Genomic DNA, 26081 nt, shown 5'->3' with positions numbered 1-26081 from the left:
GATGTCGCTGTCCGCCCCTGTCGCCAGTACGCGAGGGTCGTGGGTGGTCCTGCAGACCCGGCTGGTCGCCAACGAGACCGGCAAGGGCGTACGGCTGATGTGGCGACGACGGTCCATGGTGGTCGTCGGCATGGCCATGCTGGCGCTCAACTATCTCGGCATCACCTTCTTCATCGGCGGCGGGCACGTCGTCGAGCCACTGATGGTCGAGACGCTGCCCGCGTTGCTGGCGGTGGTTCTGGCCAGTACCGCCGCGGTTCAGGGCAGCGGCGGCATCGCGGAAGAGATCTACGGCGGAACGCTCGAGCAGGCGCAGATGAGTCCGGCCACACCTCAGGTGCAGATCCTCGGCCGGATCGCCGCGCTGGCGGTCGAAGGGCTGGCCGGCGCGGTGGTGCTCGGGGCCGTGTTCGCGCTCGGGTTCGGCCTCGACTACGACCTGCACCCGGCCGCCCTGGTGCCGGGCGTGCTCACCGTCGTCGACGCCCTCGGATACGGCCTGCTGCTCGCGGCGCTGACGGTGCGCATCGCGAGCATCGGCGCCATCACACACGTGTTCAACATGGTGGTCATGTTCTTCGGCGGGATGATCGTGCCGATCACCGTCTTCCCGGACGCCCTCGAGACCTTCGCGCAGTTCGTCCCGACCGCCCTCGGCGTCCAGGCCGTCAACACCACGATGGCGGGCGAGCCGTTGTCGGCGACATGGTCCGACGGGACGCTGCCCTGGCTCGTGGTGCACGCCGGCGTGCTGGTCGCGCTCGGGCTGGTGACGTACATCGTCAACATCCGACACGCGCAGCGGGAAGGAGGACTGAGCCCGCGATGAGCACGAGATACCTGGTCGCCGTGGGGAACGAGATCCGCAAGGGCCTGCGGTTCGCCTGGTCGGAGCGGCTGCAGATCCTGATCGAGCTGCCCATGTTCGGTGTGTTCATTCTGCTGCTCGGCCCGCTGCTCGGCCAAGGGGAAGTCGTCGTCGGCGGAGAGGTCGAGTGGGCGCTCGACAGCGCGACGACCTCGGTGATGCTGGTCTGGTTCGTTCCGTTCATCTTCTTCTACATGCAGGTCGTCAAGATGTTCTGGCGGCTGCTTGGCGAGATCCAGGCGGGCACGATCGAGCAGGTCTACCTGTCGCCGTTGCCGCCCTGGCTCGTCGCCGCCGTCGGCCGGGTGGTCGCGGCGTTCCTGGAGACCTTGCTGGTCGCTGCCGGCACGGTCGCGATCGTCGCGCCGTTCGTGCCGATCCGGGTGGACTGGAACGCCGCCGCACTGCTTCCCGCCGCAATGATCATGCTCGCCGCCGTCGGCGTCTCGCTGATCGTCGCGGGAGCGACGTTGGTGTGGAAGCAGATCCAGTTCGTCAACGACACCGTGCTTCTGGTCGTGATGCTCTTCAGCGCCAGCGCGGTCCCGCTGATCGACGTGCCGGCCTGGTGGGCCGACGCGAGCCACGCGTTCCCGCTCACCGACGGCGTCGGGAGCCTGTACACAGCCCTGTTCACCGACGGATCCGTCACCGAGCCGTGGGGCATGGGAGGGCTCGTCCCGCTGCTCGTGGTGACGTTCAGCTACCTGGCCGCCGGCATCGTCGCGTTCGGGTTCGGCGAGCGGGTCGCCAAGCGCCGCGGCACGCTCGGGCGCTACTGAGCCGTCGGAGTCTCGCGGTGGATGAGCCGCCGCGGCGGGATTCGCTTCGGTGGTGGGCGGAACAATTCTTGGGATTCCTCTGACACAACGGAAGGCGAAGTCTGTCGACAATGGCGTGACAGGACGGTGATGTCGATGTCTTACCTGTCACGACACGAGAACTCCACACGCCATGCTCACGACGAGCCGGCGGTTTCCGTGTCCGGAGCCGGTGCGCTGGACGCTGTCCTCGCCAGTCTCGATGACGGGCTGATCATCGCCGGGCTCGACGGCCGTGTCACCTTCCACAACGCCGCGGCCGCCCGGCTGCTCGGCGTCACCGGCGGCCTGCTCGCGGGTGCGTGCCTCAACGAAATCGGGCGTCAGCTCGGAATCCGTTCCACGGCGTCGCAGCCCTCGACGTCAATGCACGTGACCGCGACCGTCGCGGGCCGGCGCCGTAAGCTGCGCCTGCGCTCGTTCCCCGTCCGCGACAGCAGGGCCGTCACGCTCGGTGTCGGTTACCTGGTCGAGGACATCACCAGCCCCAAGCGCATCGTGCTGCGCCACCGCGACCTGGAGCTCGACATGCACGCGATGACCGCGCGCGTGCGAGGCCGCCGGGTCACTCTCACCCGGACCGAGCTGGCACTTCTGCGTCTGTTCATGGAGAACCCGGGCACGACGCTGCGTCATGCCCGGGTGCTCCGTCAGATCTGGGGACCGAAGTACGGCGATGAAGCACATTACGTCCGGGTCTATGTGAACCGGTTGCGGCGCAAGATCGAGGCGGACCCCGCCAATCCGACGTACCTCGTCACCGAACGCGGCATCGGCTACCGCTTCGCCGGGTGAGCCGGTGGGCGCCCACGAAGCGGTAGCCGATGCGTGCCGGCGGATCAGCCGGCGGGTTCGAGCCGGATGGTCAGCGCCGTGTTCTTCTCGACCTCCTCCCGGCTGTAGTACAGCGGGAAGGTCTCGCCGTTCGCCCACGGGACGAACAGGTTCTCGTAGAACTGGCTCTCCGGGTCGCCGGACTGGCCGGGGTTGGTCATCGCCTGGGCATCGTCCCAGTTGCCCGGCTCGGCGATGTAGCGCCACGACGCCCCGGCGTCACCGACGGTGTTGTTCACCGGTTCCTTCTCCATGGGCTCGATGTCGATCGCCTCCCGGGTCTGCGGGTCCACCAGCGCGGACAGCGGATGGATCAACTCCAGCTGGTTGTAGTGGCCGTATCGCCAGCGGTCCGGGTCGGACCCCTGGTCTTCGGTCAGCTTCCGCGCGGCAGCCGCGAGACTCGAGGTGATCGCCGCGTCCCGCACCGCGACGGCGTCGCCGTCGAACCACTTCTCCGGGTTCCGGATCATGTCCACGGCCGTGGTGTCGGCCACCGCCCCGATCTGCTCCACCACGGCCGGGTCGTCGACGGCCGCCTCGAGCAGCGCCTTCCCGAGGAAGCCGTCCCCTGTGCCGGGTGCGCCGTGGATGTCCGTCCAGACGTCGAACACCGCGGCCGCGCCGGAGTCGGCGTTCATGTCGTGGTCCCAGCCGCGGAGCAGGTCGAGCGCCTGCCGGACGCCGGGATCGTCGGAGGTGACCTCGTCGAGCTCGTCGGTGATCAGCCTGCCCGGGACGGAGACGTGGTCCGTCTGCAGCGCCAGCATCGACTCCTGGGTGGCGTCGTCCATCTCGCCGAGAACCTCACGCGTGCGTATCGCGCGCCAGGGGTCGGACGCCTCGAACCCGATCTTGCGGTTGACGTACTCGGGCAGCGGACCGGTCTCGTGGTCGTCGAACAGCCTGGACTCGTTGTTGGTCTGCAACCACCCGCGTTCGGGGTTGAAGCTGACCGGCAGCTGGTCCATGTCGTAGTAGCCGTCCCACTCGTAGCTGCCGTCGCCGGGCACGGGCAGCAGGCCGTCCCAGTTCGGGCGGATCGGGGTGCGGCCGGCCGGCTTCCATCCGATGTTGCCCTCGACGTCGGCGTACTGCTGGTTCTCGCCGGGCGTTCCCCACCGGTTCAGCGACGTGTGGAAGCCTCGCCAGTCGCCTTCGCGCATGTACTCGATGCTGCCGAAGTACGCGGCGGTACCCGGTTCGGTCCATACCGTGCGTACTCCGAAGGCGACCTTGCTCTTCGGGTCCTGATAGATGACCGGCCCGTGGCGGGTGAACCTCATCTCGACCGTCTCGGTCCCGCCGCCGCGAACCGGGATCTCCTCGGTCTTCACCCGCATCGGTTCCCAGCGGCCCTTGTAGCGGTACTGGTTCGGCTTGCCGGGGCGCGTCTCGTAGACGTACAGGTCTTCCTGGTCGATGTCGTAGATGGTCAACCCGAAGGCGATGTCCTGGTTGTGGCCGAGCGAGAGGCCGGGCAGGCCCGGTTCGCCGGCGCCGATCACGTCGATGCCCGGCGCGTTGAGATGTGCGATGTAGCGAAGCGAGGGAACCGACTGCCCCCGGTGCGGATCACTGGCGATCAGTGCCCCGTCGGTCTTGGTGCGCTCGGGAGAGACGGCGAACGTGTTGGAGCCGGGATCGAGGTCGTCCGGGTTGTCCGGCAGTTGCCCGATCTGGTCCCCGGCCTTGCGGCTGCCTGGCGGCGCCGGCTCGACTGTCCGCCCGTTCACGGTCGCCTCGCCGAATCCGCCGAGCGACTCCAGCTCCGCCTGGTCGAAGTCGACGCCCTGGGTGGCGAGGTCGTAGGTGCGCAGGAGTTCGTCGGGATCCTCGGGGAAGCTTTCGAGATCGAGACCATCCGGCACCTGGGTTTTCCAGCCGGCATCGAGCGGCTCCCGGATGTCTTCGTACTGCAGCCCGAGGTCACGGGCGACGTAGGCGCGTTCGACCTCGGACCGGAGGTTTCCGACGAGGGCGTGCGACCGGAGCCGGACGACGTCCTCCGGCTTCCAGAGTTCGGGCTCGTAGCGAAGGAACTCGAACTCCCATGGCATGAGCTCCTGGTTCTTCCGGGTGAGCTTGACGTAGGCGTTGATGCCTGCCGTGTAGGACTCGGCGATCTCCTTCGCGTCGTTGCCGTAGGACAGCCATTCCCAGTACATGTCGTCCCGGTAGGAGAACATCCGATTGGCGCGATCCTGCTCGACGTACGCCGGGCCGAACACCTCGGAGAGCTGCCCGAGACCCTTGCGGCGCCACAGATCGATCTGCCACAGCCTGTCCCGCGCCGCGTTGAACCCCTGCGCGAAGAACGAGTCGTAATGCTCACCGGCGTAGATGTGCGGCACGCCGTAGTCGTCGACCAGGATGTCGACCGGCTCCGACAGCCCTTCGACCGTGTACACGTCGTCCGGCCGCTCCTGCGTCGCGGCGGTGCCGGCGCCCTGAGCCACCGCTACCGTCGCGATCACGGCCGTACCCAGAGCTAGGGCGGCGCGCGCTCTCGTCCGATGGATCATCGTCGCTGTCCCTTCGTTGGCGGGCCGCGTGAGCGGCACGGGCGGACTGGAAGGAATCACCGACCTGGCTATCAGAGATCGCAGGTGACGCCCGGGCAGGCGGACGGTTCGTTGATGCGATGTTGATGCACGGGTTCGGCTATGGATTCGGAGACGGTGACACAGCGGTCAACGGTTGCCATTCATGTCACCCCGGAAGACAAAGCACCCTGGAAGACGAAGCGGTCCGGCGCGATCCGGGCACACCACGAATGCCGGTGACTTCAATCACGGTGCAGCTCGGCGGCGTCCGGCACCGTTGAGACCGCGTCAGTCCCTGCCGACGTCGCCGGCCGCCCGCAGCCCGGCGCGGAACCCGGCCTGGAACCGCGTGCGTCCTCCGAGCTGGTCGAACATCGTCTGCAGCCGGCGCTGCAGCGTGCGGGCGCTGACCCCGAGCTGGCGGGCGACCGCCTCGTCCTGCATCCCGCTCGCCAGCAGCGCCACGACGTCGAGGTCCAACGTGGAGCCGGACGTGGCCGCGGTGCCGGACTCGGACAGCTCCAGCGGAGCGGCGGTGCGCCACAGCGCCTCGAACAGCGACACCAGGGCGTCGAGCAACGCACTGGCTTGGACCACCAGGGCGCTCTCGACCGTCACCGGTTTGGACGTGAGCGGCAGGATGGCCACCTTGGCGTCGGCGATCGCCAGCTTGATCGGCACTTCGCCGATACGCGCCTGTTCGCCGGCGGCGACGCACCGTTTGACGTGCATGAGGATGGCCGGGTCCTCGAAAGCGCTCGGCCCGTAGATGCTCCGCGCGCGGACGCCGCGCCGCATCCCTGCCTCCTGGGCGAGGTTCGGCTGGCCGGTGTCGATCGCGAACGGCGGCTTGATCAGCCCCAGCACCTCGTGCTGCGCCATCTCGTGCAGTTGGTAGTAGCGCCGCGCCACGGCGTCGGGCCCGTTGACGATCTCGATCAGCTGCTCCGGCTCACCGTCCGGGCTCCAGGTCTCTTCGGCGGCCAGCACCGTCGCCGCCGCACGGCTGGACGCCAGCTCGTCCTGGCGTCGCGCCGCGAGCGCGTCGATGGCCACGGTCGGCGGCGTGGCCGTCAGCCGTAGCGGCCGGCCGGCGAGCCGGCTGACCAGACCCAGCTGTTCCAGGCTCGGCACCAGCCGGCGCAGCGCGTCCGTCGAGAGTCCGGCCGGCTCCGCGAGCTTCGACAGCGGCAACGGGCCGTGCCGCAGCAGCGCCCGGTAGGCCGCCTCCTCCGCGGCCGACACGCCGAGCCCTGCCAGCAGCCCTTTCTCGGTCTCCGACATCTCCACCACCTCTGGCCAACTCTCGACATGTCGAACTTACGCCACCGTATGGGCATTTACTGCCGTACAGAGCGCGCGGTAAGAACGGACGATCTTGCCCCTCCCGGAGGAGAGCCCATGCCGCCGCTATTCCATCGCACCCCCAGACGTTCCGGCCCGCGCCCGGCACGCGCGACCGCCGGACTGCTGGCGCTCCTGCTCCCGGTAGCGGGGCTCAGTGCGGCCGGCGCGTCCGCGGCACCGACCACCGCGCCGGACACCGGCACCGAGTCGAGAGAACCGCGCACGGCCGACACGACCGAAGCGAGCGCCGCTACCGAAACCGAGGCAGGCAGTTACGACCTCACCCTCGTCACAGGCGACACCGTGCACGTCACCGTCGACGCCGACGGCCGGCAGCGCGCCGAGGTCTCGCCGGCGCCACGGCCGGACGGATCGAGCCCGGGCTTCTGGACCCACCGGCGCGGTGACGACCTCTACGTCATACCGCAGGATGTCGCGGACCTGGTCCCGCGCCGGCTGGACCCCGCGTTGTTCAACGTCAGCGGACTGATCGAGAACGGCCATACCGACACGCAGAGCGATGACCTCGAGGTGATCGTCACCTACCGCTCCCGGGCCCGGCTGCGCACACAGGCCGCGCCGGGCAGCGGTGACGTCCGGCAGCTGGAGAGCGTGAACGGGCTCGGCCTGCACATCGACAAGGAGGACGACACCGCCGCGATCAGGCGGGCGCTGCACCGGCTCGCCGACCGCCCGAAGGCGCGCACTCTGTCCTCGGGTCCGTACGCCGGCCTCGACAAGATCTGGCTGGACCGCCGGATCGAGCCCGCTCTGGACGAGAGCACAGCGCAGGTCGGCGCGCCGTCGGCCTGGGAGCAGGGTTACGACGGCTCCGGTGTCACGGTCGCCGTGCTCGACACCGGCATCGACACCGACCACCCGGACCTGGCCGAGAACGTGGTCGCGTCCCGGAACTTCACCGACTCCGACACCGCCGACGACCGGCGCGGGCACGGCACCCACGTGGCCTCCACCGTCGCCGGGTCCGGCGCAGCGTCGGACGGGCGCTACACCGGCGTCGCCCCCGGGGCGGATCTGCTGAACGGAAAGGTGCTCAACGACGCCGGCACCGGTTCGACCAGCCAGATGATCGACGGGATGGAGTGGGCCGCCAAGCAGGGCGCCGACATCGTGAACATGAGCATCGGCATCCGCGGCGGGTACACCGACGGGACCGACCCCGGCAGCGTCGCCGTCGACGCGCTGACCGAGCAGTACGGCACGCTGTTCGTGGTCGCCGCCGGCAACGACGGCCCGAGCGACAGCACCGTCACCACCCCGGCCACCGCCGACCGCGCGCTGACGGTCGGCGCTGTCGACAAGGACGGCGACATCGCCGAGTTCTCCAGCCGCGGACCCCGCGCCGGTGACCGCGCGCTCAAGCCCGACGTCACCGCGCCCGGCGTGCACATCGGCGCAGCTCGCGCGGACGGTACCGCGCTGTGCGAGTTCGTGTGCTCCCAGCCGGAGGACGGGCCGATCAACGAGCACTACACGGCCGCGTCCGGAACCTCGATGGCGTCCCCGCACGTGGCCGGCGCGGCCGCCCTGGTCGCGCAGGCGCATCCCGGCCTGGAGGCGACACAGCTCAAGTCACGGCTGATGAGCACGGCGTCGCCCAGCGACGACCTGTCGATCTACGCCGAGGGAGCCGGCGAGGTCGACGTCGCCGCCGCGCTCACCGCCCCACTGCTGACCGCTCCCACCTCGGTCAGCCTCGGGAACTTCCGTTACCCGCACGCGCAGCGCGATCCGGTCGAGCGGACCATCACCTACACCAACCCGGGCGACGAGGCCCGCACGGTCGAGCTGGCGATCGACGTCGAGAACGGCGACGGCGAACCTGCCCCGGAGGGCGCGCTCACCCTGTCCGAGCGGACCCTCACCGTGCCGGCGGGTGGATCCGCCACCGCCACGCTCACGCTCGACACCACCCTGCCCGGCTTCGGCCAGTTCGGTGGCGCGCTCGTCGCACGGACCGCCGACGGAGACTCCCTGCGCACGCCGGTTGGCTACTACAAGGAGCCGGAGCGCTACGACCTGCACGTCAAGGGCATCGCCCGCGACGGTCGCGAGGCGTACGGCCGCTTCAGCGTGCTCGACGTGGTGGACGGCAGCGTCGCCGCCAAGCGCGCCTGGGGCAAGGACAACGAGACCACCTGCACCACCGAGCAGCGGGCGAGGACCAACTGCATCCGGGTGCCACCGGGCACCTACTCGATCAGCGGCCTGATCGCCACACTGCCGCAGTGGGCACCGGCCGGTCAGGTACCCGGGCCGTTGGCCGACTACCTGAACACCTCGCTGGTCAGCGAGCCCGAGGTCACCATCGACAGCGACACCACGCTGACCTTGGACGCCCGCGACGCCGTCGAGGTGGAGATCGAGACGCCCGACCACGAGACGAAGCGCAACGACGGCGCCGCCCGGTATCTCAGCCTCACCAGGACGCCCGAGAACGGGCCGGCCATCGGGGACGGCCTGCTGATCAATCCCCGGACCCAGCTGCAGGAACGGCTGTTCGTGCAGCCCACCGAGCAGGTCACCCAAGGACAGCTCGCGGCCTACACGCAATGGGGGCTGGCGGCCCCGGCGATCACGTTCGACGTCGCCGGCTCGGACAGCGTGCCGCTCAACCCGATGTACTACGACCGTGCCTGGTTCAGCGACAACTCCCGGCAGTACCCGATGCTGGACGGTACCCACGAGCTGCCGGTGGTCGACGCGGGGACGGCGACCGCGGACGAGATCGACGGTCTGGACCTCGACGGAGCGTTGGCGCTGGTCCGCCGCTCGGATGCCGTCCCGGTGCCCGAGCAGTCCGGCAACGCGGCCGAGGCCGGCGCCGCGATGGTCGCGATCTACAACGACGTGCCCGGCTCCAACGCGGACCCGGGCGTGCCCGGGGACTTGCAGGTGCCCACGGTCCGGCTGTCGCACGCGGAGGGCACCGGCCTGCTGGACCTGCTGCAGAAGCAGCAGGTCACGGTCGAGGCCGTCGGTCAGCCGGTCAGCCCGTACCAGTACAACCTGACCTACACCGAGAAGGGGCGGATCCCACAGGACCTGCACTACGTCGCCGACACCGACGAGCTGGCCGCGGTGGAGAACAGCTTCCACAGCCAGCTCGGCGAAGAATTCACCTTCACCGAGACCTGGTTCGCGCTGCAGCCGTGGGAGGACTTCTCGCTGAGCTTCGGGTTCCCCACCCGCGGCGGTGCGCAGACCCGGACCGACTACTACGTGCCCAGCTCCGAAACCGAGTACCTGCGTACTGTCACCACGCCCGAGTCGGTGCGGTGGCCGGAGCCGGAGATCATCCTCCGGGGCGAGCAGCGGTCGTTCCAGCCAGGCGAGCGCGTGCAGCAGTCCTGGTTCAACGCTCCACTACGGCCCGGCCTGTGGTCGGAGGACCCGGTGCGGCGTTCCGGGGACGAGATGAGCTTCAACTTTGCTGCCGTCACCGACGGCGACGGCCACGTCGCCGGTGCCTCCACCACCCCGGAGCACGGGCCACCAGGGTTCACCACCCGGTTCCGGGTGTACGCCGACGACCAGAAGGTCATCGAAACCTCGGGAGCGACGGACGGCATCGCCGCCGTTCCGCCGGATGCCGAGAACTTCCGACTCGAGTACGACGTCCAGAACGCCGCGTCGTGGGCGAAGCTGTCGCCGCGGACCAGGTCCGTGTGGACGTTCACGTCCTCCACCCCGGCCGACGGGCAGGTACGCGTCGAGCCGCTGCTCACCGTCGACTACGACGTCGACGTGGACCTGCACAACCGCGTGCCGGCACCGGAGGGCAGCACCGGCCCGCACGCCCTCGAGTTCACGGTGGGCCACCAGGCCGGAGCACCAGATCTGCCGATCCGCAGCACGGCGTCGCTGGAGGTCTCCTACGACAGCGGGGAAAGCTGGAGCAGGGTCCGCAACCTGCGTGAGGTGGAGGACGGGCGATTCGTCGCGCACCTGCCCCGGAAAGGGCCGGAGAACACGGCCGGCACCGTCTCACTCCGCATCGAGGCCGAGGACCGCGCCGGCAACACCGTCGAGCAGGAGATCATCGACGCCTACGGGCTGTCCGGCCGCTGAGCCGTAGCAGCACAGCGGCGGGACAGTGAGCCCGGGCCCTTCCGCAGGGGGCCCGGGCTCACACGCGCGTCTTCCGCGTCAGCGGCTTATGGCTACGACGTGGCGTGCGGTGGCGGCCAGTACGATCACGCCGGCCACTCCTCGTGCAGCCGATCGAGGTAATAGGTGGCATACCCCGGCCACGGAGTCGTCGCCGCATCCAGGACCGCAGAGAGATCGTCGGTCTCCGTCACGAAATGACGGGGACGGGTGGTTGGCATGCGACCGGTGTAACACGCGTCTTCCATGGTGCTACACCTGCCGACGAGACTCACGAAACTACCCGCGAAACGCTCTCCGCGCCTCACGTAGGAAGGCCCGCGCACGGCACGGACGGCGACGCGCACTGCCTGGCTACGCCGCTGGCTGGTGAGCCCGCGTGGGCAGTATCAGGTGATCGGTGTGTTTACTTGTCCTGGCTGGGCTGATATGCGGCCAACGGCTCAGGTGAGTGGATCTGGGCTGTCGTGCCCTTCGTGCCGGGGGACGTGGCTCGAGGGCTGTGGTGGTGGCTCGTGCTCGAGAATCCGGCTCCATGCGCGAAAAACGGACGGATGCGGGCCCGTTTCGGCGGTTGGTGCGTCCGTTTTTCACACATGGGACGCTCAGAACAGTATCAGCGAGCCCTGGGCGCATCCGCCCGACGAGCCCACGGAAGCGACAGCACCCCACACGCCGGCGCTTCGCAAACAGTTGTCCACTCTCCGGGTCGCTGGCCCTTTCGACAAGCCCCCGCAGCCGGAGCGGCGCTCGTGCACGTCGACGCGCAACCCACCACCCGCGGATGAGGACGCAGAGCCTGAAATGATCATTCGTTCCGACCCTGGGAAGCATCGTCTCGGTGTCGTTCGTTGGGCTCTAGATCACGGGAAAGTGCCAACTGGCCTGCACACACTGCTACGCCGATTCGGGACCCCGTTGCACACACGGGGTGATGACCACCGAGGCGCGACGGTCTGCTGTGTCAGCTCTATGTGGCCGCGCGGATGCTCGCCCGCGGCGACCTCGACTCGGAGCCTGCCCGGACGATCGTCCTGGCGCACGTCGACACCGTCCGTTCCGCCGTCGCTGGTCATGCGTCGTCGGCGAACAAGTAGTACAGATACCGCTGCGGGTCGGCCAGGAAGGCCCGGGTCAGCGCGACCGGCTCGGCGTCGTCGTACTCGACCGTTTCGATCTCGCCGCTGGTGTCGATCTGCACGATCGTCGCGTCCGGGCAGGCCAGCAGGATCGGCGAGTGCGTCGCGATGACGAACTGCGACCCTGCCTGCACCAGCTCACGGATCCGGGACAGCGCCGCGAGACAGCCGTGCACGGACAGCGCCGCCTCCGGCTCGTCCAGCAGGTACAGGCCCTTCGGCCCGAACCGGTGCACCACCAGGTCCAGGAACGACTCCCCGTGTGAGCGCTCGTGCGGGGACACCCCGCCGTAGGCCGGCAGCAGCGGCGGCGACCCCGGATCCTGGTCGAGGCGCTCGATCTCGGTCGCGACGTTGTAGAACGACTCCGCCCGCAGGAAGTACCCGGTCCGCGGCCGGTTGCCGGCCACGCGAGACAACACCAGATGCTCACCCAGGCTGGACTCGCTCGCTCGGGTGGAGAACCCGAACGACTGGCTGCCGCCCTCGGCGTTGAAGCCCGCCGCCACCGCCATCGCCTCGACGAGCGTCGACTTGCCGGTGCCGTTGTCACCGACCAGAAACGTCACCGGCGACGGCAACTCCAGCCCACCGTGTCGCGCCAGCCCCTGTACCACCGGCAACGTGTACGGGTACACGCCCGGCTCCGGCACCGAATCCAAGCGGATCTCACGCACGAAGGGACCTGCGTTCACGATGCGATCGTCGCACGGGTGGCCGCCTGCAGGACTACGGAGATGCTGGTGGGCGGGTCAGTCCTCGATTGCCTGACGTGTGCCGCCCTCCGCTGCTGGAGCGGTGGCCACGGGAAGATCCGCCAGCCGCCATTCGAGCATGCCGTCGGACAGCCGGCGGGCCCGGCGGCCGTGCGAGGTGAGCAGGCGGACGGCGTCGTGGGCGAGGACGCAGTAGGCGCCGCGACAGTACGCGACGATCTCCTGGTCGGAGGGGATGTCGGCGAGGCGGCCCGCGAGCTCCTCGACCGGGACGGACATCGCGCCCGGGATGTGGCCCGCCTCGTACTCTTCGCGCGGCCGGACGTCGAGCACGACGACGTCGTCGGTCTCGGCACGACGGACCAGTTCGGCCCGGGTGACCTCCTCGGTGCCCGGGCCCAGGTAGGTGGCGCGGGCCGCTTCGACGTCGGCCAGGTGCTCGTTGGCCACGGTGCGCACGAGGGCGTACAGCGCGGCGACGTCGGCACCTGCGAGCCGGTAGTGAACCTTGGCGCCCTCGCGGCGGGTGCTGACCAGGTTCGCCTGCTTGAGTGTCTGCAGGTGCGCCGACGTCGTGGTCACACCGAGATCGGCTGTCTTGGCGAGTGTCTCCACCGTGCGCTCGCCCTGCGCAAGCAGGTCGAGGAGCTCGAGACGTTTCCCGCTGCCCAGAGCCTTGCCCACGCGGGCGAACTGCTCGAACAGTTCCGTCTTCGCGGCGCGGTCACCCATGGTTTTCTCCTCATCATCTGCTGACGGCGGCGGCACGTGCGATCAGTGCTGCTGCCGTGTCGACGTCTTTCGGTGTGCTCCAGCGGCCCAGCGACAGTCGTATCGTGGCCAGGGCGCGCGTGGGTTCCAGGCCCATCGCGGCCAGCACGGGCGACGGCGAATGCTGCCCGCTGTGACAGGCCGAACCGGTCGACGCCGCGATTTCGGGCACGGCGGCGAGCAGCTGGTGCCCGCGGGTGCCCTCGACGCTGACGCTCAGCGTGTTGGGCAGCCGTGCCGCGCCCGCTGCGTTCGCCGTGACCCGGCCGGGCAACCGCTGCGAGAGATCCATGAGTAACTGGTCACGCAGCGCGTCGATGCGCTCGTCACTGTCGCCGAGCTCGTCGGCGGCGAGCCGGGCCGCGGTCCCCAGCCCGGCGGCGAGCGCCACGTTCTCGGTGCCCCCGCGCCGTCCGTTCTCCTGCCCGCCGCCGTAGATGACCGGTTCGAGTCGAACGCCGTCGCCAACGTGGAGCGCGGCGATGCCCTTCGGTGCGTACATCTTGTGGCCCACGACCGTCAGCAGGTCCGCGCCGAGTTCGGCGACGTCGACCGGGATCTTCCCGGCCGCCTGTGCCGCATCGCAGTGCAGGAGGGCGCCGTGCGCGTGGGTGATGTGGGCGATCTGTGGGACAGGCTGCAGCGTGCCGGTCTCGTTGTTGGCGGCCATCACCGTGACCAGCACGGTGTCGTCGGTCAGGGCCGCCGCCAGCTGCGAGGGGTCGACGACACCGTCGGTGTCGACCGGCAGGTACGTCACGCGCACACCGTGCAGGCGCTCGAGGGACCGGCAGGTCTCGAGTACCGCCGGATGCTCGGTGACCTGAGTGATCACGTGCGGCCGTCGCACATCGGCGCCGAGGACGACGCCGCGGATCGCGAGCTGGTCGGCCTCCGATCCGGAGCCGGTGAACACGATCGTGCCGGCGTCGGCGCCGATCAGTGCGCCGACCTGTGCGCGCGCGATGTCGAGGGCGTCCCCCGGCGGCGCGCCGTACGCATGGTCGCTCGAGGGGTTGCCGAAGTACCGCGTCAGATACGGGGACATCGCGTCGACGACGCGGGGGTCGACGGGCGTGGTCGCGTTGTAGTCCAGGTAGACGGGCCCGTCTGCCAGCGCCGGATGTTCGGCGGTGTTCACGTGTCTGCTCCTTCGATCACCGGGTGCGCCCGGCGGGTCGGTCGGCTCGAGAGGAAAACAGCATCCTCGCGACTAGCATAATCCATATATCCATGGAATATTGTAATGAGTTGCGGTCGCGCGGACGGCACCGCGAGGCGACGAGTCTCGGAGGACCACGATGGGTTTCACTGACGAACACCTGATCCCGCTGGTGGACGAAGGGCTGGGTAACAGCGCCTATCTCGTGGACCTCGGCGACGGCAGCGCGCTCGCCGTCGATGCCAGCCGCGACCTCCGTGCCTTGCGCGCCGCCGCCGAACGGCGCGGTTTGACGCTCCGGTTCGCCGCCGACACCCACCTGCACGCCGATTTCCTGTCCGGAGCCGTGCAGCTCGGTCACGACGACGGCGCCACGGTGCTCGCCTCGGCCGCGGGACGGCGAGCGTTCCCGCACGTCGCGCTCGCCGACGCCGACGAGGCGGACCTGGGCGGACTGACACTGCGCGCGCTGGCCACACCCGGGCACACGGATGAGCACCTGTCGTTCCTGCTGCTGGACGGGGTGCGTGAACTGGGCGTGTTCACCGGTGGGTCGCTGATCGTCGACTCGGCCGCACGCACCGACCTCCTCGGCGCGGACCGGGCCGAAGAACTGGCGCGTGCGCAGTACCGCTCCCTGCGCCGGCTGGCCACGCTGCCGGACGAGGCCGCGGTCTGGCCCACCCACGGGGCGGGCTCGTTCTGCTCGGCGCCCGCCGGTCGCGAACGGACGTCCACCATCGGCGCGCAGAAGCAGGCCAACCCGCTCCTGGCCGAGGCGGACGAGGACGCTTTCGTCGCCCGTCTGCTCGGCGGCCTCGGCAGTTACCCGGCATATTTCGACCGGCTGACCGAAGTCAACCGGCGTGGTCCCGCGGTCCTGACCGTGGCGGCGGTTCTGCCCGCGCTCACGGTCGACGAGATCGAGGGGGTGCGGGTCGAGGGCGGCCACGTCGTCGACGTCCGGCCGGTCGCGGATTTCGCTGCCGGGCACGTTCCCGGCGCGATCTCCATCCCGCTGCGTGCCCAGTTCGCGACCTGGCTGGGCTGGCTGCTCCCGGACACCTCGCCGCTGGTGTTCGTCACCGGCGCGGACCAGGACGTCACGGAGATCGTCTGGCAGGCGTGGAAGATCGGATACGAGCGCCTGGCCGGACACCTGGCCGGGGGTATGCCCGCATGGACGGCCGCAGGTGGCGATCAGCAGCACATCGAGTTGCTGTCCGCCGAGCGCGTCGGCGGGCGACCGGTACTCGACGTACGACAGGACGCCGAACACGCCGCGGGCCACATTCCGGCCGCCGCCCACATCGAGCTCGGCGACCTGGCCGAACATGCCGACGACGTCCCACGCGACGCGGTCGTGGCGTGCGGACACGGCGAACGCGCCATGACCGCCGCCAGTCTGCTGCAACGAGCAGGGCACACAGATCTCGCGGTTCTCGACGGCGGACCCGACGACTGGGCCGCCACGCACGGGCGGGCGCTGGCGCACGACACCGAGCGGACAACCCGCCGGTGAGTCCAATGTCGGCCGCGTCCCGACCGGTGCGGCTGGGGTTGAAAGAGAACTGGCCGCAGTTCACGCTGCTGATCGTCGTCAACGTCTGTGTCGGCGCCCTGGTCGGGCTGGAACGCACCACCGTCCCACTGATCGGCACTGACGTCTTCGGTCTCACCAGCAACCTGGCCGGATTCTCGTTCATCATCGCCTTCGGCGTCACGAAGGCGATGACCAATCTCGTCGCAGGCGCGCTGACCGCACGGTTCCGCCGGAAGCAACTATTGGTGGCAGGCTGGCTGATCGGCGTGCCCGTGCCGTTCGCACTGGCGTGGGCGCCCGGCTGGAGCTGGATCGTCGCCGCGAACGTGCTGCTGGGCATCAATCAGGGCCTGACCTGGTCGATGACGGTGAACATGAAGATCGACCTGGTCGGGCCCGCCCGGCGTGGCCTGGCCACAGGGCTGAACGAGGCCGCCGGTTACGTCGCGGTCGGCGCGACCGCGCTGGGCACCGGTTATCTCGCCGCCGCGTACGGGCTGCGTCCCGCGCCCGAACTGATCGGGGTCGTCTTCGTGGTCGCTGGGCTCGCGCTCTCGCTCGTGGCGCGCGACACCAGCGACCACGTCGCCCTCGAATTGTCTCGGCATCCCGCGCCGGCCGCAGCGTCGGAGGCCCCGGGGGTTGCGCAGGCCTTCGCGCGTACGTCCTGGCGAGATCGCAGTCTGCGCGGCGCCAGCCAGGCCGGACTGGCGAACAACCTGAACGACGGGCTGACGTGGGGTGTCTTTCCGTTGTTGTTCACCGAGTACGGACTCGGCCTGACCGCCGTCGGTGTGATCAAGGGGCTGTACCCGCTGCTGTGGGGTGTCGGCATGATCCCCACCGGGCACCTCGCCGACCGGGTCGGCCGCAAGCCGCTCATCGTCACCGGCATGCTCGTGCAGGCCACCGGATTCGTCCTCGCGTTTGCCCTGCTGTCCCGGCCCCTGCTGGCGGGCGTCGCCTCCGCCATCGCTCTCGGGATCGGCACCGCCATGGTCTATCCCGCGCTGATCGCGTCCGTCAGCGACCACGTACATCCGAGTTGGCGCGCCAACGCCCTGGGCGTGTACCGCTTCTGGCGCGACGTCGGTTACGCCGCGGGTGCCCTGGTCGCGGGGCTGCTCGCCGATCTCGCCGGGCTCGAGGCCACCGTCGTCGCGGCGGCCGTCATCACCGCGGCGTCCGGGCTCCTGGCCGCCCGCTGGATCAGCGAACCACGGACCGTCTGACCCTGTCGCGCGGAGGCGTGGCCGCGCGGCAGGCGTGCGCACCGTCGTTCACCACGGCTTCACCTCCGGTCGTCCCGGAGCACCCGTCGGCTGTCACGTTCGACCGGAAGCCTTTCGTCTGCATTGCGCCGAATCGTCCCCGCCTGTGTAGAGGAGTGGCACGAATCCATGGCTGCACGATCCGCACGTTCCCGACTGGCGTCCGTACTGGTGCTGGCCGTCGCCGCACCCGCGCTGGCAGCGCTGCCCGCCGGCCCGGCCGCCGCGGCGGACGAGCGCCCGACGTACCTCGGCAAGACCCACTACACCGGGGAGTTCCACGCGCACACCTCGATCAGCGACGGCGTCAAGATGCCGCGGGACGCGTTCGAGCACGTGGCCTCGCGCAGCGACGCCGACTTCTTCACCGTCTCCGACCACGACGTGCTGTTCGACCGGCGCAACAGTGACGACTTCACCACAGACTGGCGTGACGCCGTCTCCGACGAGTGGCGCCACCTGCACGAGGCGTCGGCGTCGTTCAACGCCGCGCAGGACGAGCTGGTGACGATCCCGGCCGAGGAGATCACCTGGTACGACGACTCCGGTCACATCAACCTGTTCAACACCGACTGGCTGACGACGGCCCGCAGCGAGGGCGACTCGCTCTCGTTCGGCGCCGCCACGGGTGACCTGAAGTACGATCTGCCGACGTTCTACGCCCGGCTCAAACAGGATCCGGACGCCATCGCACAGTTCAACCACCCGGACCCGGACGGCAAGGGCAACTTCGCCGCCTTCGGCCACCTCGATCGGGAGGTGGACGAGCGGATGCAGCTGATCGAGGTGAAGAACGCCACCAACCTGGCGCAGTACCAGCTCGCCCTGGACGCCGGCTGGCACCTGGCGCCGGTGTGGAACGGCGACGAGCACAGCGCCAACTGGGTGACCGGCAACGAGTCGACCACGGGCGTCTGGGCGGAGCAGAAGAGCCAGAACGCCGCCTACCAGGCGATGCGCGACCGGAGCATGTACTCCACCCAGGACGTCGACACCGTGCTGACGTACAGCGGCAACGGGCAGATGATGGGGTCGGTGCTCGCCTCCGGCACCTCGAGCGTCACCCTCGACGTCGGGCTGACCGACCCGGGCAGCGGGGAGTCGTTCACCTCCGTGCGGGTGCTGACCAACGGCGGTGCCGTCGCGCACGAGGTCCCCGGCGTCTCGGGCGGCGACGTGAACGTCACGCACGAGCTGGACGCGGACGACGGCGACTTCTTCTACGTGGTCGCGACCCAGGCCGACGGCGACACCGTCGTCTCCGCACCGGTATGGGTCGGCGGCACGACCCGCGGCGCCGACTACGCGCCGACGATCACGCTCGGCTCGGACCTGCCGTCCGCGGTCGCGTACGGCGACCGGGTCGCGCTGCCGGACGTCGTCGCCGAGGACGACAGCGGTGCACAGCCGACGGTCCGCTACCAGGTGTGGGACGACAACGGGCAGGTGCCCGTCACCGACGAGGGCTTCCGTGTCCGCAGCTACTCGGACCACTTCGTCGTCATGAAGGCGACCGACGGCGCCGGGAACGTCGGGTCGCGGATGCTGCGGCTGACGGTGACCCAGGACGACGCGGACCCGGCCGGCGTGTTCGGCTACCTCGGCAGCGTCGCCACGGTGGGTGAAGAGCCCGGGACCGCGGGCCTCAGCGTCACGACCGACGCCACCGTCGACCGCGTGTACGCGCAGGTCCGGCGGGCCGGGCACCGCACATGGCGCAGCACCCCGGTGCTCACCTCGGCCGACGACACCACCTACGAGATCAACACGGTGGGCAAGCCGGGCGAGGTCTACCAGAACACCGTGACCGGGCAGCCGCTGCGCAGCCACGAGTTCGACCTGACCGGCCTGCGGGACGGGACGCGCTACGAGTACCGCTTCGGGGTGGCCGTCGACGGCGCCGCGCCCGGACCGCGGGAGCCGGCATGGACCGACGTGCGGGGCTCGTTCCTGGCCGGAGGCGAGCGGAACCGGCCGATCTACCTGCTGGGCGACCTGGCGGCGGACTCCCGTGAGCCCGCCGACCTACGGCTGCTGCCCGACATGCTGGCGCGGCTGCGTGCGGAGCGACCCGGCGGCGGCACCGTCGTGCAGACCGGGGACCTCGTCGCACGGGGGGTTCAGCGCGAGTACTGGGCGGACGCGTTCGACCACGTCCTCGACGGCCTCGGCCTGCAGGTGGCGCCGGTCGCCGGCGACGCGGAGAGCGACGGTGACCTGGAGTACAACATCCTCTCGCCGCGCCGGAACGCCATCTTCTCGAGCATGTACGCGCTGCCCGACGACGGTCCCATCGGCGAGAGCAATTACTCCTTCGACCGCGGCGACGTGCACGTGGCCGTGCTGAACACGAACTACGACCTCGACGCCCAGCTGGACTGGCTGGTCGACGACATCCGCGCCGCCGACGAGCCGTGGAACGTCGTCGTGGGCCACCGGTCGTTCTTCGGCGGCGCCGGCGCCGAGGGGCCCGGGATGCGCGCGAAACGCGAGAAGGTTCTCCGGCCTGTTCCAGCGGCTCGGCATCGACCTGTACGTCGGCGGACACGACAACGTGTACAAGCGCTCCACGATCGTCGACGGCCGCCTCGCGCGGACACCGGAAGAGGTCGCGGCGGGGACCACCTTCGTGACGCTCGGCTCGGCCGGGCCGCACTTCGGCGACAATGCCGAGAAGCCGTGGGACGACGTCGTCGACGACGAGAACACCCAGATGGGCAGCGTGCTGCGGGCGAACGGCGACCGGCTGTCGCTGGCGACGTACACGGCCGACGGCCGGCTCGTCGACGACACCACGCTCGACCGTCCGCACGGCGACTGGACGGTCAGTACGGCGGAGATCACCGACGGCGGCCTCGCCGGCGTCGGGCTGGTCAGCCACCCGGGCAGCGGCGACGGCGTGACGGTCGAGGCGGTGAGCTACGACGCCACCGGTCAGCAGGTTCTCGACCGGCGCGTCACCGAGGTCGAGCTCGACCACCGCGGCGCCGAGCAGTGGGCCGGCTTCGACACCCCGTTGCCCGTCGCCGCCAACGACACGGTGAAGCTGCACTTCTGGGCCGGCCCGCAGCGGGACGAGGAACTGCGGCCGGTGCTCGTGCTGCAGGAAGGGCTCAGCGGCAGCGGCAATGCCGCCGACCCGTACCTCATCGACTCCGCCGACGACCTCGGCAAGGTGAAGCACGACCCGGACGCGCACTACCGCCTCACCACCGACCTCGACCTGGCCGGCCAGGACGCCCCCAAGATCGGCGCGGACCAGCCTTTCACCGGTGACCTGGACGGCGCCGGACACGTCATCACCGGGCTGCGGACCACGAACGGCGGGCTCGTGGGCGTCAACGACGGCAGCATCCACGACCTGGCGATCGTCGACGCCGACGTGTCCACCGCTACGGCGCGGGGCGGCATCCTCGCCGACACCAACACCGGAACCATCGAGCGGGTCCACACCAGCGGCCTCGTCACCGCGGCGTCGCGGGCCGGCGGGATCATCGGTGACAACGGCGGCGTCCTCCGGGACGCGTACTCCACCGCCCGGGTCCAGAGCTACGACACCGAGGCCGGCGGCACCGTGGGGGTGGCCCTCGCCGGCTCGACGACGGAGCGGGTCTACGCCGCCGGAGCGGTGGGCGCCTCCACCCGCAACACCGGAGGCGTCGCCGGGTACGGCTACACCGGCACCGTGCTGCGTGACTCCGTCGCGCTGAACCCCACCGTCACCGCGCCCAGGTACGCCCATCGCGTGCTCGGTCGGGTGCTGCGCGGGCACACCGCCACCCTCGCGAACAACTGGGCGGCGCAGAGCGTGGTCGCCGACGTGCAGAGCGTGCCGGACGCGCCCGCGGCGGACAACCTGATGGGCGCGACCGCGACCGTGGCGCAGACCCGGGATCCGGCGTTCTACCGCGACATTCTCGGCTGGGACTTCGACAGTGTCTGGGCCTGGGACTCCGACGGGATGCGCCCCACGCTGCGTTCGGTCCCCGAGGACGTCGCGCCGCCGTCGTCGGAGCCGGACACCCCGGAGCTGCCGCAGGACGGCGACGGCGCCTACCTCGTGTCGAGCGTCGCCGACCTCGACCAGGTGACGCAGTTCCCCGACCAGCGGTTCCGCCTGGCGGCCGACCTCGACCTGAGCGAGCACGCCGGGCTCACCGTCGCCCGCACCGGGTTCTCCGGTGAGCTCGACGGCGCCGGGCACCGCATCACCGGGCTCACCTCGTCCACCGGAGGACTGTTCCCGCTGGTCACCGAGGACGGGAACATCCACGACGTCGCCGTCGACGGCGCCCTGGTCGAGACCACCGCCTCGAACGTCGGCATCCTGGTCAACACCAGCCGCGGCACCGTCGAGCGGGTGACGACGTCGGGCACGATCTACGGCGGCAGCACCGTCGGCGGTGTGGTCGGCTACTCCTACGGCGAACTCCGCGACAGCTACTCCGCCGCCGACGTGTACGCCACCCGTGGCCGCCAGGCCGGCGGTGTCGCCGGCATCACCGGGGTCGGCAGCCTCACCGAGCGCACCTACGCCACCGGGCACGTCGAGGTGGTCGACGACAGGAACGCGGGCGGCATCAGCGGCTACGCCTACACCGGCACCACCGTGCGGCACAACATGGCGCTCAACTCGCGGGTCGTCGCCACCGGCTACGCTCACCGCGTCGTCGCCCGGGTGCTCCGGGGCGACACCGCGACGCTCGTCGGCAACGCCGCCTCCGAGAACGTGGACGCGGCCACCCAGTCCATCCCCGAGACCGGGCCGGACACCCTCAACGGCGCGACCCGCACGGCGGCGCAGGCGGCCAGTCAGGACACGTACGAGGCGATGGGCTGGGACTTCGCCGACGTGTGGGCGTTCGACACCGAACTGGGCAGGCCGGTGCTGCGCGCTGTCGACCAGGGGTAGGCGGAGTCGGCTCCCCGATTCAGGGTGCGCCGTCCGGACCGGCCGCGAGGGCTCGCCCGAGTGCGCTGGCGCAGTACCGGACGGTGCGCCCTGACCGCTCGCGGGTGACGAGCCCGTTCTCGCGCAGCACCCGCAGGTGCTGGGACACGGCGCTGGGGGTGATGCCGAGTGCGCCGGCGAGGTCGGTGGTGGTCGCCGGAGAACGCAACGCTTCGAGCAGTTCGGCGCGGGCCCGGCCGAGCAGCCGCCGGGTGGCTTCCGGTGGTGTTCGGGTGCCGGTGCTCCACAGCGCGGCGACGCCGCGGGCGGGGTAGCGGACGGTGGTCTGGGTGGACGTGTTCTTCTTGATCAGCACGTAGGGTGAGCCGAGCGCGACGGGCATCAGGACGAGCCCGCCAGGTCCGCGGTTGACCACCCGGTCCTCGCGCCACCGCGCACCCTCCAGCACCAGCCGTCCGTCCCGCCAGTGCAGGTCCGGGTGCAGGTCGGCGAACAGCGCCGCGGCGCCGCCGCGAGCGAGCCGTTTCGCGCGGTGGGCGACGTCGGCGTCGAGGGCGGCGTGGATCCGTGCCCAGTGCGGCGCGACCAGGCGGTCGTGCGCCGCGCGCAGCTCCGCGGCGATGTCACGGAGACCGGCGGCGGGGTCGGCGGCGAGGTCGGCCGCGGCTCGCGGCGGCGCGTCGCCGAAGACGCGCCGCAGGCTGGCGCGGACGTGGCGTGCGGGCGTGTCCCGCAGCGCCGCCAGGTCGTCGTCGATGGACGTCCCGGCGTGCGCCGGCGCCGGGACCAGGAACTCCGGCCAGCCCGGCTGCTCGCTGACGAGCAGCGGCCAGGTGCTCGACAGCGTCAACGGCTCCGCGGCCAGGGCGTCGGCCGCCCACCGCAGCCACCGCCGGTTGACGGCGTGCCGGTCCTGACCGGCGAGTTGTTGCAGCCCGGCCACGGTCTCCGACAACGGGGAGACCGCGAACCTGGTCGCGGCGAGCTCGTCCACGCCGAGATCGACGGTCAGCGCCATGGGCCGAGTATGTAGCAGGGAGCTACATGATGTCGCCGTGGCGCGCGGCGCCGGAACGATGCCGGCATGACGCGCTCGGCCGGCCCACGTGACCTGCCCGGAGCCTATTGGCGGCTGACCGGCGCGGCGGGTGTCGGCGCCGTGGGGGAGGGCGCGTTCGCCGCGGCTGCTCCGTTGCTGGCGGCGACGCTCACCGGCGATCCCCGGCTGGTCTCGGTGGTCTCCGCGTCGGTGTACCTGCCCTGGCTGTTGCTGTCGCTCGTGGCGGGCGCGGTGGTCGACCGGTACGACCGCGTGGGCCTGATGTGGTGTGCGCAGGCGGTCCAGGCGGTGATCGCCGGTGTCGTCGCGATCCTGGTGGCGTCCGATCGTCTTGGCATCCCCACCCTGGCGATCCTCGTGTTCGGGCTGGGCACGTGCCAGGTGGTCGCCGGCAACGCCGGGCAGGCGGTCCTGCCGGACATTGTCGGCCAGCGGCTGCTGCACGCGGCGAACGGCTATCAGCAGTCGATCGTCCTGGTGGGCCGGCAGTTCGCGGGACCGCCGGTCGGCAGCGTGCTGTTCGCGGCCGCGGCGGCGCTGCCGTTCGTCGCGGACGCCGGCGCGCTGGCGATCGCCGCCATGCTGCTGGCCACGCTGGCGCACTCCGGCCCTCGGTCGGCGGCGCACCCGCCAGCCGGGCATCCGCCAGCCGGGCACCCGCCGGTCCGCACCGCGATCGCGGAGGGCCTGCGCTGGCTGGCTCGGCACCGGCTGCTGCGGCTGCTGGCGGTCCTGCTCGGCGTGAACACCTTCTGCTTCCACCTCGGCAACGCGACGCTGGTGCTGCTGGCGACACGGACGCTGCACGTGGACGCCGCCGGGTACGGACTGCTGCTGGCGACCGCCGCCGTCGGTGGCCTGCTGGGCGGCGTCGCCGGACCGCGCATCGTCGCCGGGCTCGGCACCCGCGCCACGCTGTTCGCCGCACTGGGCACGAACGCCGCCGTCTTCGGGGGCGTGGGCGTGAGCCCCGACGCGACCGTCCTCGGTGCGCTGCTCGCCGTGAACGGCTTCGCCACGACGCTGTGGACGATCATCACGGTGAGCCTGCGCCAGCGCCTGGTGCCGTCCCGTCTGCTCGGCCGCGTCAACAGCATCTACCGCATGGTCGGCTGGGGGCTGATCCCGCTCGGTGCGCTGGCCGGTGGGCTCGTGGCGCACGTGTTCGGCCTGCGCGCGCCTTTCCCGGTCGCGGGGGCCATCCGTGCGGCAGCCCTGCTGGCCACCGGTCTCGCGCTGGCCCGGGCGATGGCGGTCACCCTCGATCCGAGGGAGTAGGGGACAGCTCAGCGGGTGCGTTCGTAGTGGCGGCGTGCTTTCGCGCGGTTGCCGCAGGCTGCCATGGAGCACCAGCGGGCGCGGTTGGCGCGGCTGCGGTCGAGCAGGAACAGCCGGCACTCGTCGTTGGCGCAGGGGCGTAGCCGGCCGGGCAGCTGTTCCTCGGTGGCGGCCCAGGCGAGGACCACGTCGACGGCCAGCCGGGCGTGAGGAGGAGCCTCGAGTGTCCACCGAAGGCCGTCCGGCGTGAGCTCCGGGGTCTGGCGGACCCCTTCGAGCAGCGGGCTCAACGCGACCGGCGAGCTATCTCTGCGCACCACGTTCTGCAGGACGTCCCGCGCCTCGCGGAGCAGCACCAGTTCCGCGTGGCTGCCGTCGCCGCCGTGCTCGCGTGCCCAGCGTCCGGCCGCGGCCGGATCGCCGAGCGCGTCCTGTTCCTCGCCGTTGACCAGTGGCCTGCTGTTGAGCAGGTCCAGCAGCAGGTCCATCGGATGCCGCTCCCGTCTCCCTAACCAGATCGGACTATTTGACAGGTTAGCCGCTCCGTGCTTGCATGACCAGGACCTAACCAGATCAGACATTTGAAGGAGTTAGAAGTGGGCTCGGTTCATCACCGCACCGCCACCATCGACGGACACCGGATCTTCTACCGTGAGGCCGGCCCTGCCGACGCCCCCGCGATCGTCCTGCTGCACGGCTACCCGACCAGCTCGTTCATGTTCCGTGAGCTCATCCCGCTACTGGCCGGGGACTACCACGTCATCGCGCCCGACCACCTCGGCTTCGGCCGCTCCGACGCTCCTCTCGTCGACGAGTTCGCGTACACCTTCGACGCTCTCGCCGAGCTCACCTCCGGACTGCTCGACCACCTGGGCCTGGACCGCTACGCCCTCTACGTGCAGGACTACGGCGCCCCCATCGGGTGGCGTCTCGCGCTCGAGCACCCCGAACGGATCTCCGCCGTCGTCACCCAGAACGGCAACGGTTACGAGGACGGGTTCGTCGAGTCGTTCTGGACCGACGTCTGGGCGTACGCCGCGAACCCCGGCCCCGACACCGAACCCGCCGTCCGTGCCGCCCTGAGCGTCGAGGCCATCCGCTGGCAGTACCTGCACGGCGTACCCGACCCGAGCCTGGTCAGCCCGGACACCTGGGAGCGCGACCTCGCCCTCGTCTCCCGTGAAGGCAACGACGAGGTCCAGTTGGCGCTGTTCCGTGACTACGCGAACAACCGCCCCCTCTACCCGCGCCTGCACGAGTTCCTGCGCACCAACAAGGTGCCGGTGCTCGCCGTGTGGGGCCGCAACGACGAGATCTTCGGCCCGGCGGGCGCCACGGCTTTCGCCCGCGACGCCGAGGACGCGGAGGTGCATCTGATCGACGGCGGCCACTTCCTGCTCGAGAGCCACCTGGACGTCGTCGCGGGATACCTGCGCGGCTTCCTCGGCCGAGTGCTGCGTTGAGGAACGTGTCGCGACCGATCCGCTGATCTGCCGCGCTCGGTTCGGTCGTGCCGGGCCGGTTGTGGTGGTCGCGGTTCGGTGCGCCAGAAACGGTCCCCAGTAAGGATGACTTGTCAATATCTTCCTTCGTTGCATTTTTTCACCGGGTGTTGAAGTGGCCACCGGGGTGTGCTCGCCGCGGCGAATGGGCGCACGGGTGCCGGACGTCTATCCCGCGCA

The 26081-nt window shown here is 70.4% G+C and carries 16 protein-coding genes; 9 read left to right on the top strand and 7 right to left on the bottom strand.

Features of this window, described 5'->3' with window-relative positions; genetic code table 11:
• The first annotated feature begins 1 nt into the window (after nucleotide 1).
• From CLV30_RS17425 to CLV30_RS17415, 3 genes are all read left to right on the top strand, one after another.
• The gene (locus tag CLV30_RS17425) at nucleotides 2-829 is read left to right on the top strand and encodes an ABC transporter permease (RefSeq protein ID WP_106538492.1); all 828 of its coding nucleotides are present in this window, start codon (nucleotides 2-4) and stop codon (nucleotides 827-829) included.
• The gene (locus CLV30_RS17420; protein WP_106538491.1) at nucleotides 826-1650 is read left to right on the top strand and encodes an ABC transporter permease; all 825 of its coding nucleotides are present in this window, start codon (nucleotides 826-828) and stop codon (nucleotides 1648-1650) included. The genes CLV30_RS17425 and CLV30_RS17420 overlap by 4 nt, the downstream gene beginning before the upstream one ends.
• Before the next feature lie 198 nt (nucleotides 1651-1848).
• Nucleotides 1849-2484, top strand: a complete 636-nt coding sequence (locus CLV30_RS17415; RefSeq protein WP_165358723.1) for a winged helix-turn-helix domain-containing protein — start codon at nucleotides 1849-1851, stop codon at nucleotides 2482-2484.
• A 44-nt stretch (nucleotides 2485-2528) separates the two neighbouring features.
• Here the strand turns inward: CLV30_RS17415 and CLV30_RS17410 are convergent, their stop codons facing one another.
• The gene (locus CLV30_RS17410) at nucleotides 2529-5000 is read right to left on the bottom strand and encodes a penicillin acylase family protein (RefSeq protein WP_165358722.1); all 2472 of its coding nucleotides are present in this window, start codon (nucleotides 4998-5000) and stop codon (nucleotides 2529-2531) included.
• Nucleotides 5001-5357: 357 nt separating this feature from the next.
• Entirely contained in the window at nucleotides 5358-6353 is a 996-nt protein-coding gene (locus CLV30_RS17405) for a helix-turn-helix domain-containing protein (protein WP_106538520.1), read from the bottom strand.
• A 117-nt stretch (nucleotides 6354-6470) separates the two neighbouring features.
• Between CLV30_RS17405 and CLV30_RS17400 the strand changes: the two genes are divergently transcribed.
• On the top strand, nucleotides 6471-10508 hold the full coding sequence (locus CLV30_RS17400) for a S8 family peptidase (RefSeq protein WP_165358721.1): 4038 nt from the start codon (nucleotides 6471-6473) through the stop codon (nucleotides 10506-10508).
• Between the two features lie 1111 nt (nucleotides 10509-11619).
• Here the strand turns inward: CLV30_RS17400 and CLV30_RS17390 are convergent.
• Genes CLV30_RS17390 through CLV30_RS17380 form a run of 3 tightly spaced genes read right to left on the bottom strand, consistent with a single transcriptional unit; the run spans nucleotide 11620 to nucleotide 14314 of the window.
• Complete coding sequence (locus CLV30_RS17390; protein WP_106538487.1) at nucleotides 11620-12381, bottom strand: AAA family ATPase; 762 nt, start codon at nucleotides 12379-12381, stop codon at nucleotides 11620-11622.
• Nucleotides 12382-12438: 57 nt separating this feature from the next.
• Nucleotides 12439-13134 carry an ArsR/SmtB family transcription factor gene (locus CLV30_RS17385; protein ID WP_106538486.1) on the bottom strand — a complete coding sequence of 232 codons (696 nt, stop codon included), beginning with the start codon at nucleotides 13132-13134 and terminating at the stop codon, nucleotides 12439-12441.
• Nucleotides 13135-13147: 13 nt separating this feature from the next.
• Complete coding sequence (locus CLV30_RS17380; RefSeq protein WP_205741054.1) at nucleotides 13148-14314, bottom strand: cysteine desulfurase family protein; 1167 nt, start codon at nucleotides 14312-14314, stop codon at nucleotides 13148-13150.
• A gap of 160 nt (nucleotides 14315-14474) precedes the next feature.
• On the opposite strand from CLV30_RS17380, the gene CLV30_RS17375 reads away from it, so the two are divergent.
• From CLV30_RS17375 to CLV30_RS17365, 3 genes are all read left to right on the top strand, one after another.
• Nucleotides 14475-15857, top strand: a complete 1383-nt coding sequence (locus CLV30_RS17375; protein ID WP_106538485.1) for an MBL fold metallo-hydrolase — start codon at nucleotides 14475-14477, stop codon at nucleotides 15855-15857.
• A 5-nt stretch (nucleotides 15858-15862) separates the two neighbouring features.
• Nucleotides 15863-17110: an MFS transporter gene (locus CLV30_RS17370; RefSeq protein ID WP_106538484.1), complete on the top strand. Its 1248-nt coding sequence runs from the start codon at nucleotides 15863-15865 to the stop codon at nucleotides 17108-17110.
• A 168-nt stretch (nucleotides 17111-17278) separates the two neighbouring features.
• Nucleotides 17279-20425, top strand: a complete 3147-nt coding sequence (locus tag CLV30_RS17365; protein WP_129711098.1) for a CehA/McbA family metallohydrolase — start codon at nucleotides 17279-17281, stop codon at nucleotides 20423-20425.
• Between the two features lie 1655 nt (nucleotides 20426-22080).
• Here the strand turns inward: CLV30_RS17365 and CLV30_RS27380 are convergent.
• Nucleotides 22081-23079 carry an ArsR/SmtB family transcription factor gene (locus CLV30_RS27380; RefSeq protein WP_240723367.1) on the bottom strand — a complete coding sequence of 333 codons (999 nt, stop codon included), beginning with the start codon at nucleotides 23077-23079 and terminating at the stop codon, nucleotides 22081-22083.
• 66 nt (nucleotides 23080-23145) lie between these two features.
• On the opposite strand from CLV30_RS27380, the gene CLV30_RS17355 reads away from it, so the two are divergent.
• Nucleotides 23146-24399, top strand: coding sequence for an MFS transporter (locus tag CLV30_RS17355; RefSeq protein ID WP_106538482.1), 1254 nt, complete (start codon nucleotides 23146-23148; stop codon nucleotides 24397-24399).
• An 8-nt stretch (nucleotides 24400-24407) separates the two neighbouring features.
• Here the strand turns inward: CLV30_RS17355 and CLV30_RS17350 are convergent, their stop codons facing one another.
• On the bottom strand, nucleotides 24408-24887 hold the full coding sequence (locus CLV30_RS17350; RefSeq protein ID WP_106538481.1) for a CGNR zinc finger domain-containing protein: 480 nt from the start codon (nucleotides 24885-24887) through the stop codon (nucleotides 24408-24410).
• Between the two features lie 108 nt (nucleotides 24888-24995).
• On the opposite strand from CLV30_RS17350, the gene CLV30_RS17345 reads away from it, so the two are divergent.
• Nucleotides 24996-25862: an alpha/beta fold hydrolase gene (locus tag CLV30_RS17345; RefSeq protein WP_106538480.1), complete on the top strand. Its 867-nt coding sequence runs from the start codon at nucleotides 24996-24998 to the stop codon at nucleotides 25860-25862.
• Nucleotides 25863-26081: the final 219 nt, after the last annotated feature.

The sequence above is a fragment of the Haloactinopolyspora alba genome, from assembly GCF_003014555.1.
GTDB classification, from domain to species: domain Bacteria; phylum Actinomycetota; class Actinomycetes; order Jiangellales; family Jiangellaceae; genus Haloactinopolyspora; species Haloactinopolyspora alba.
The sequence above is the reverse complement of the archived record's forward strand: the minus strand, read 5'-3'. Positions and strand labels throughout refer to the sequence as shown.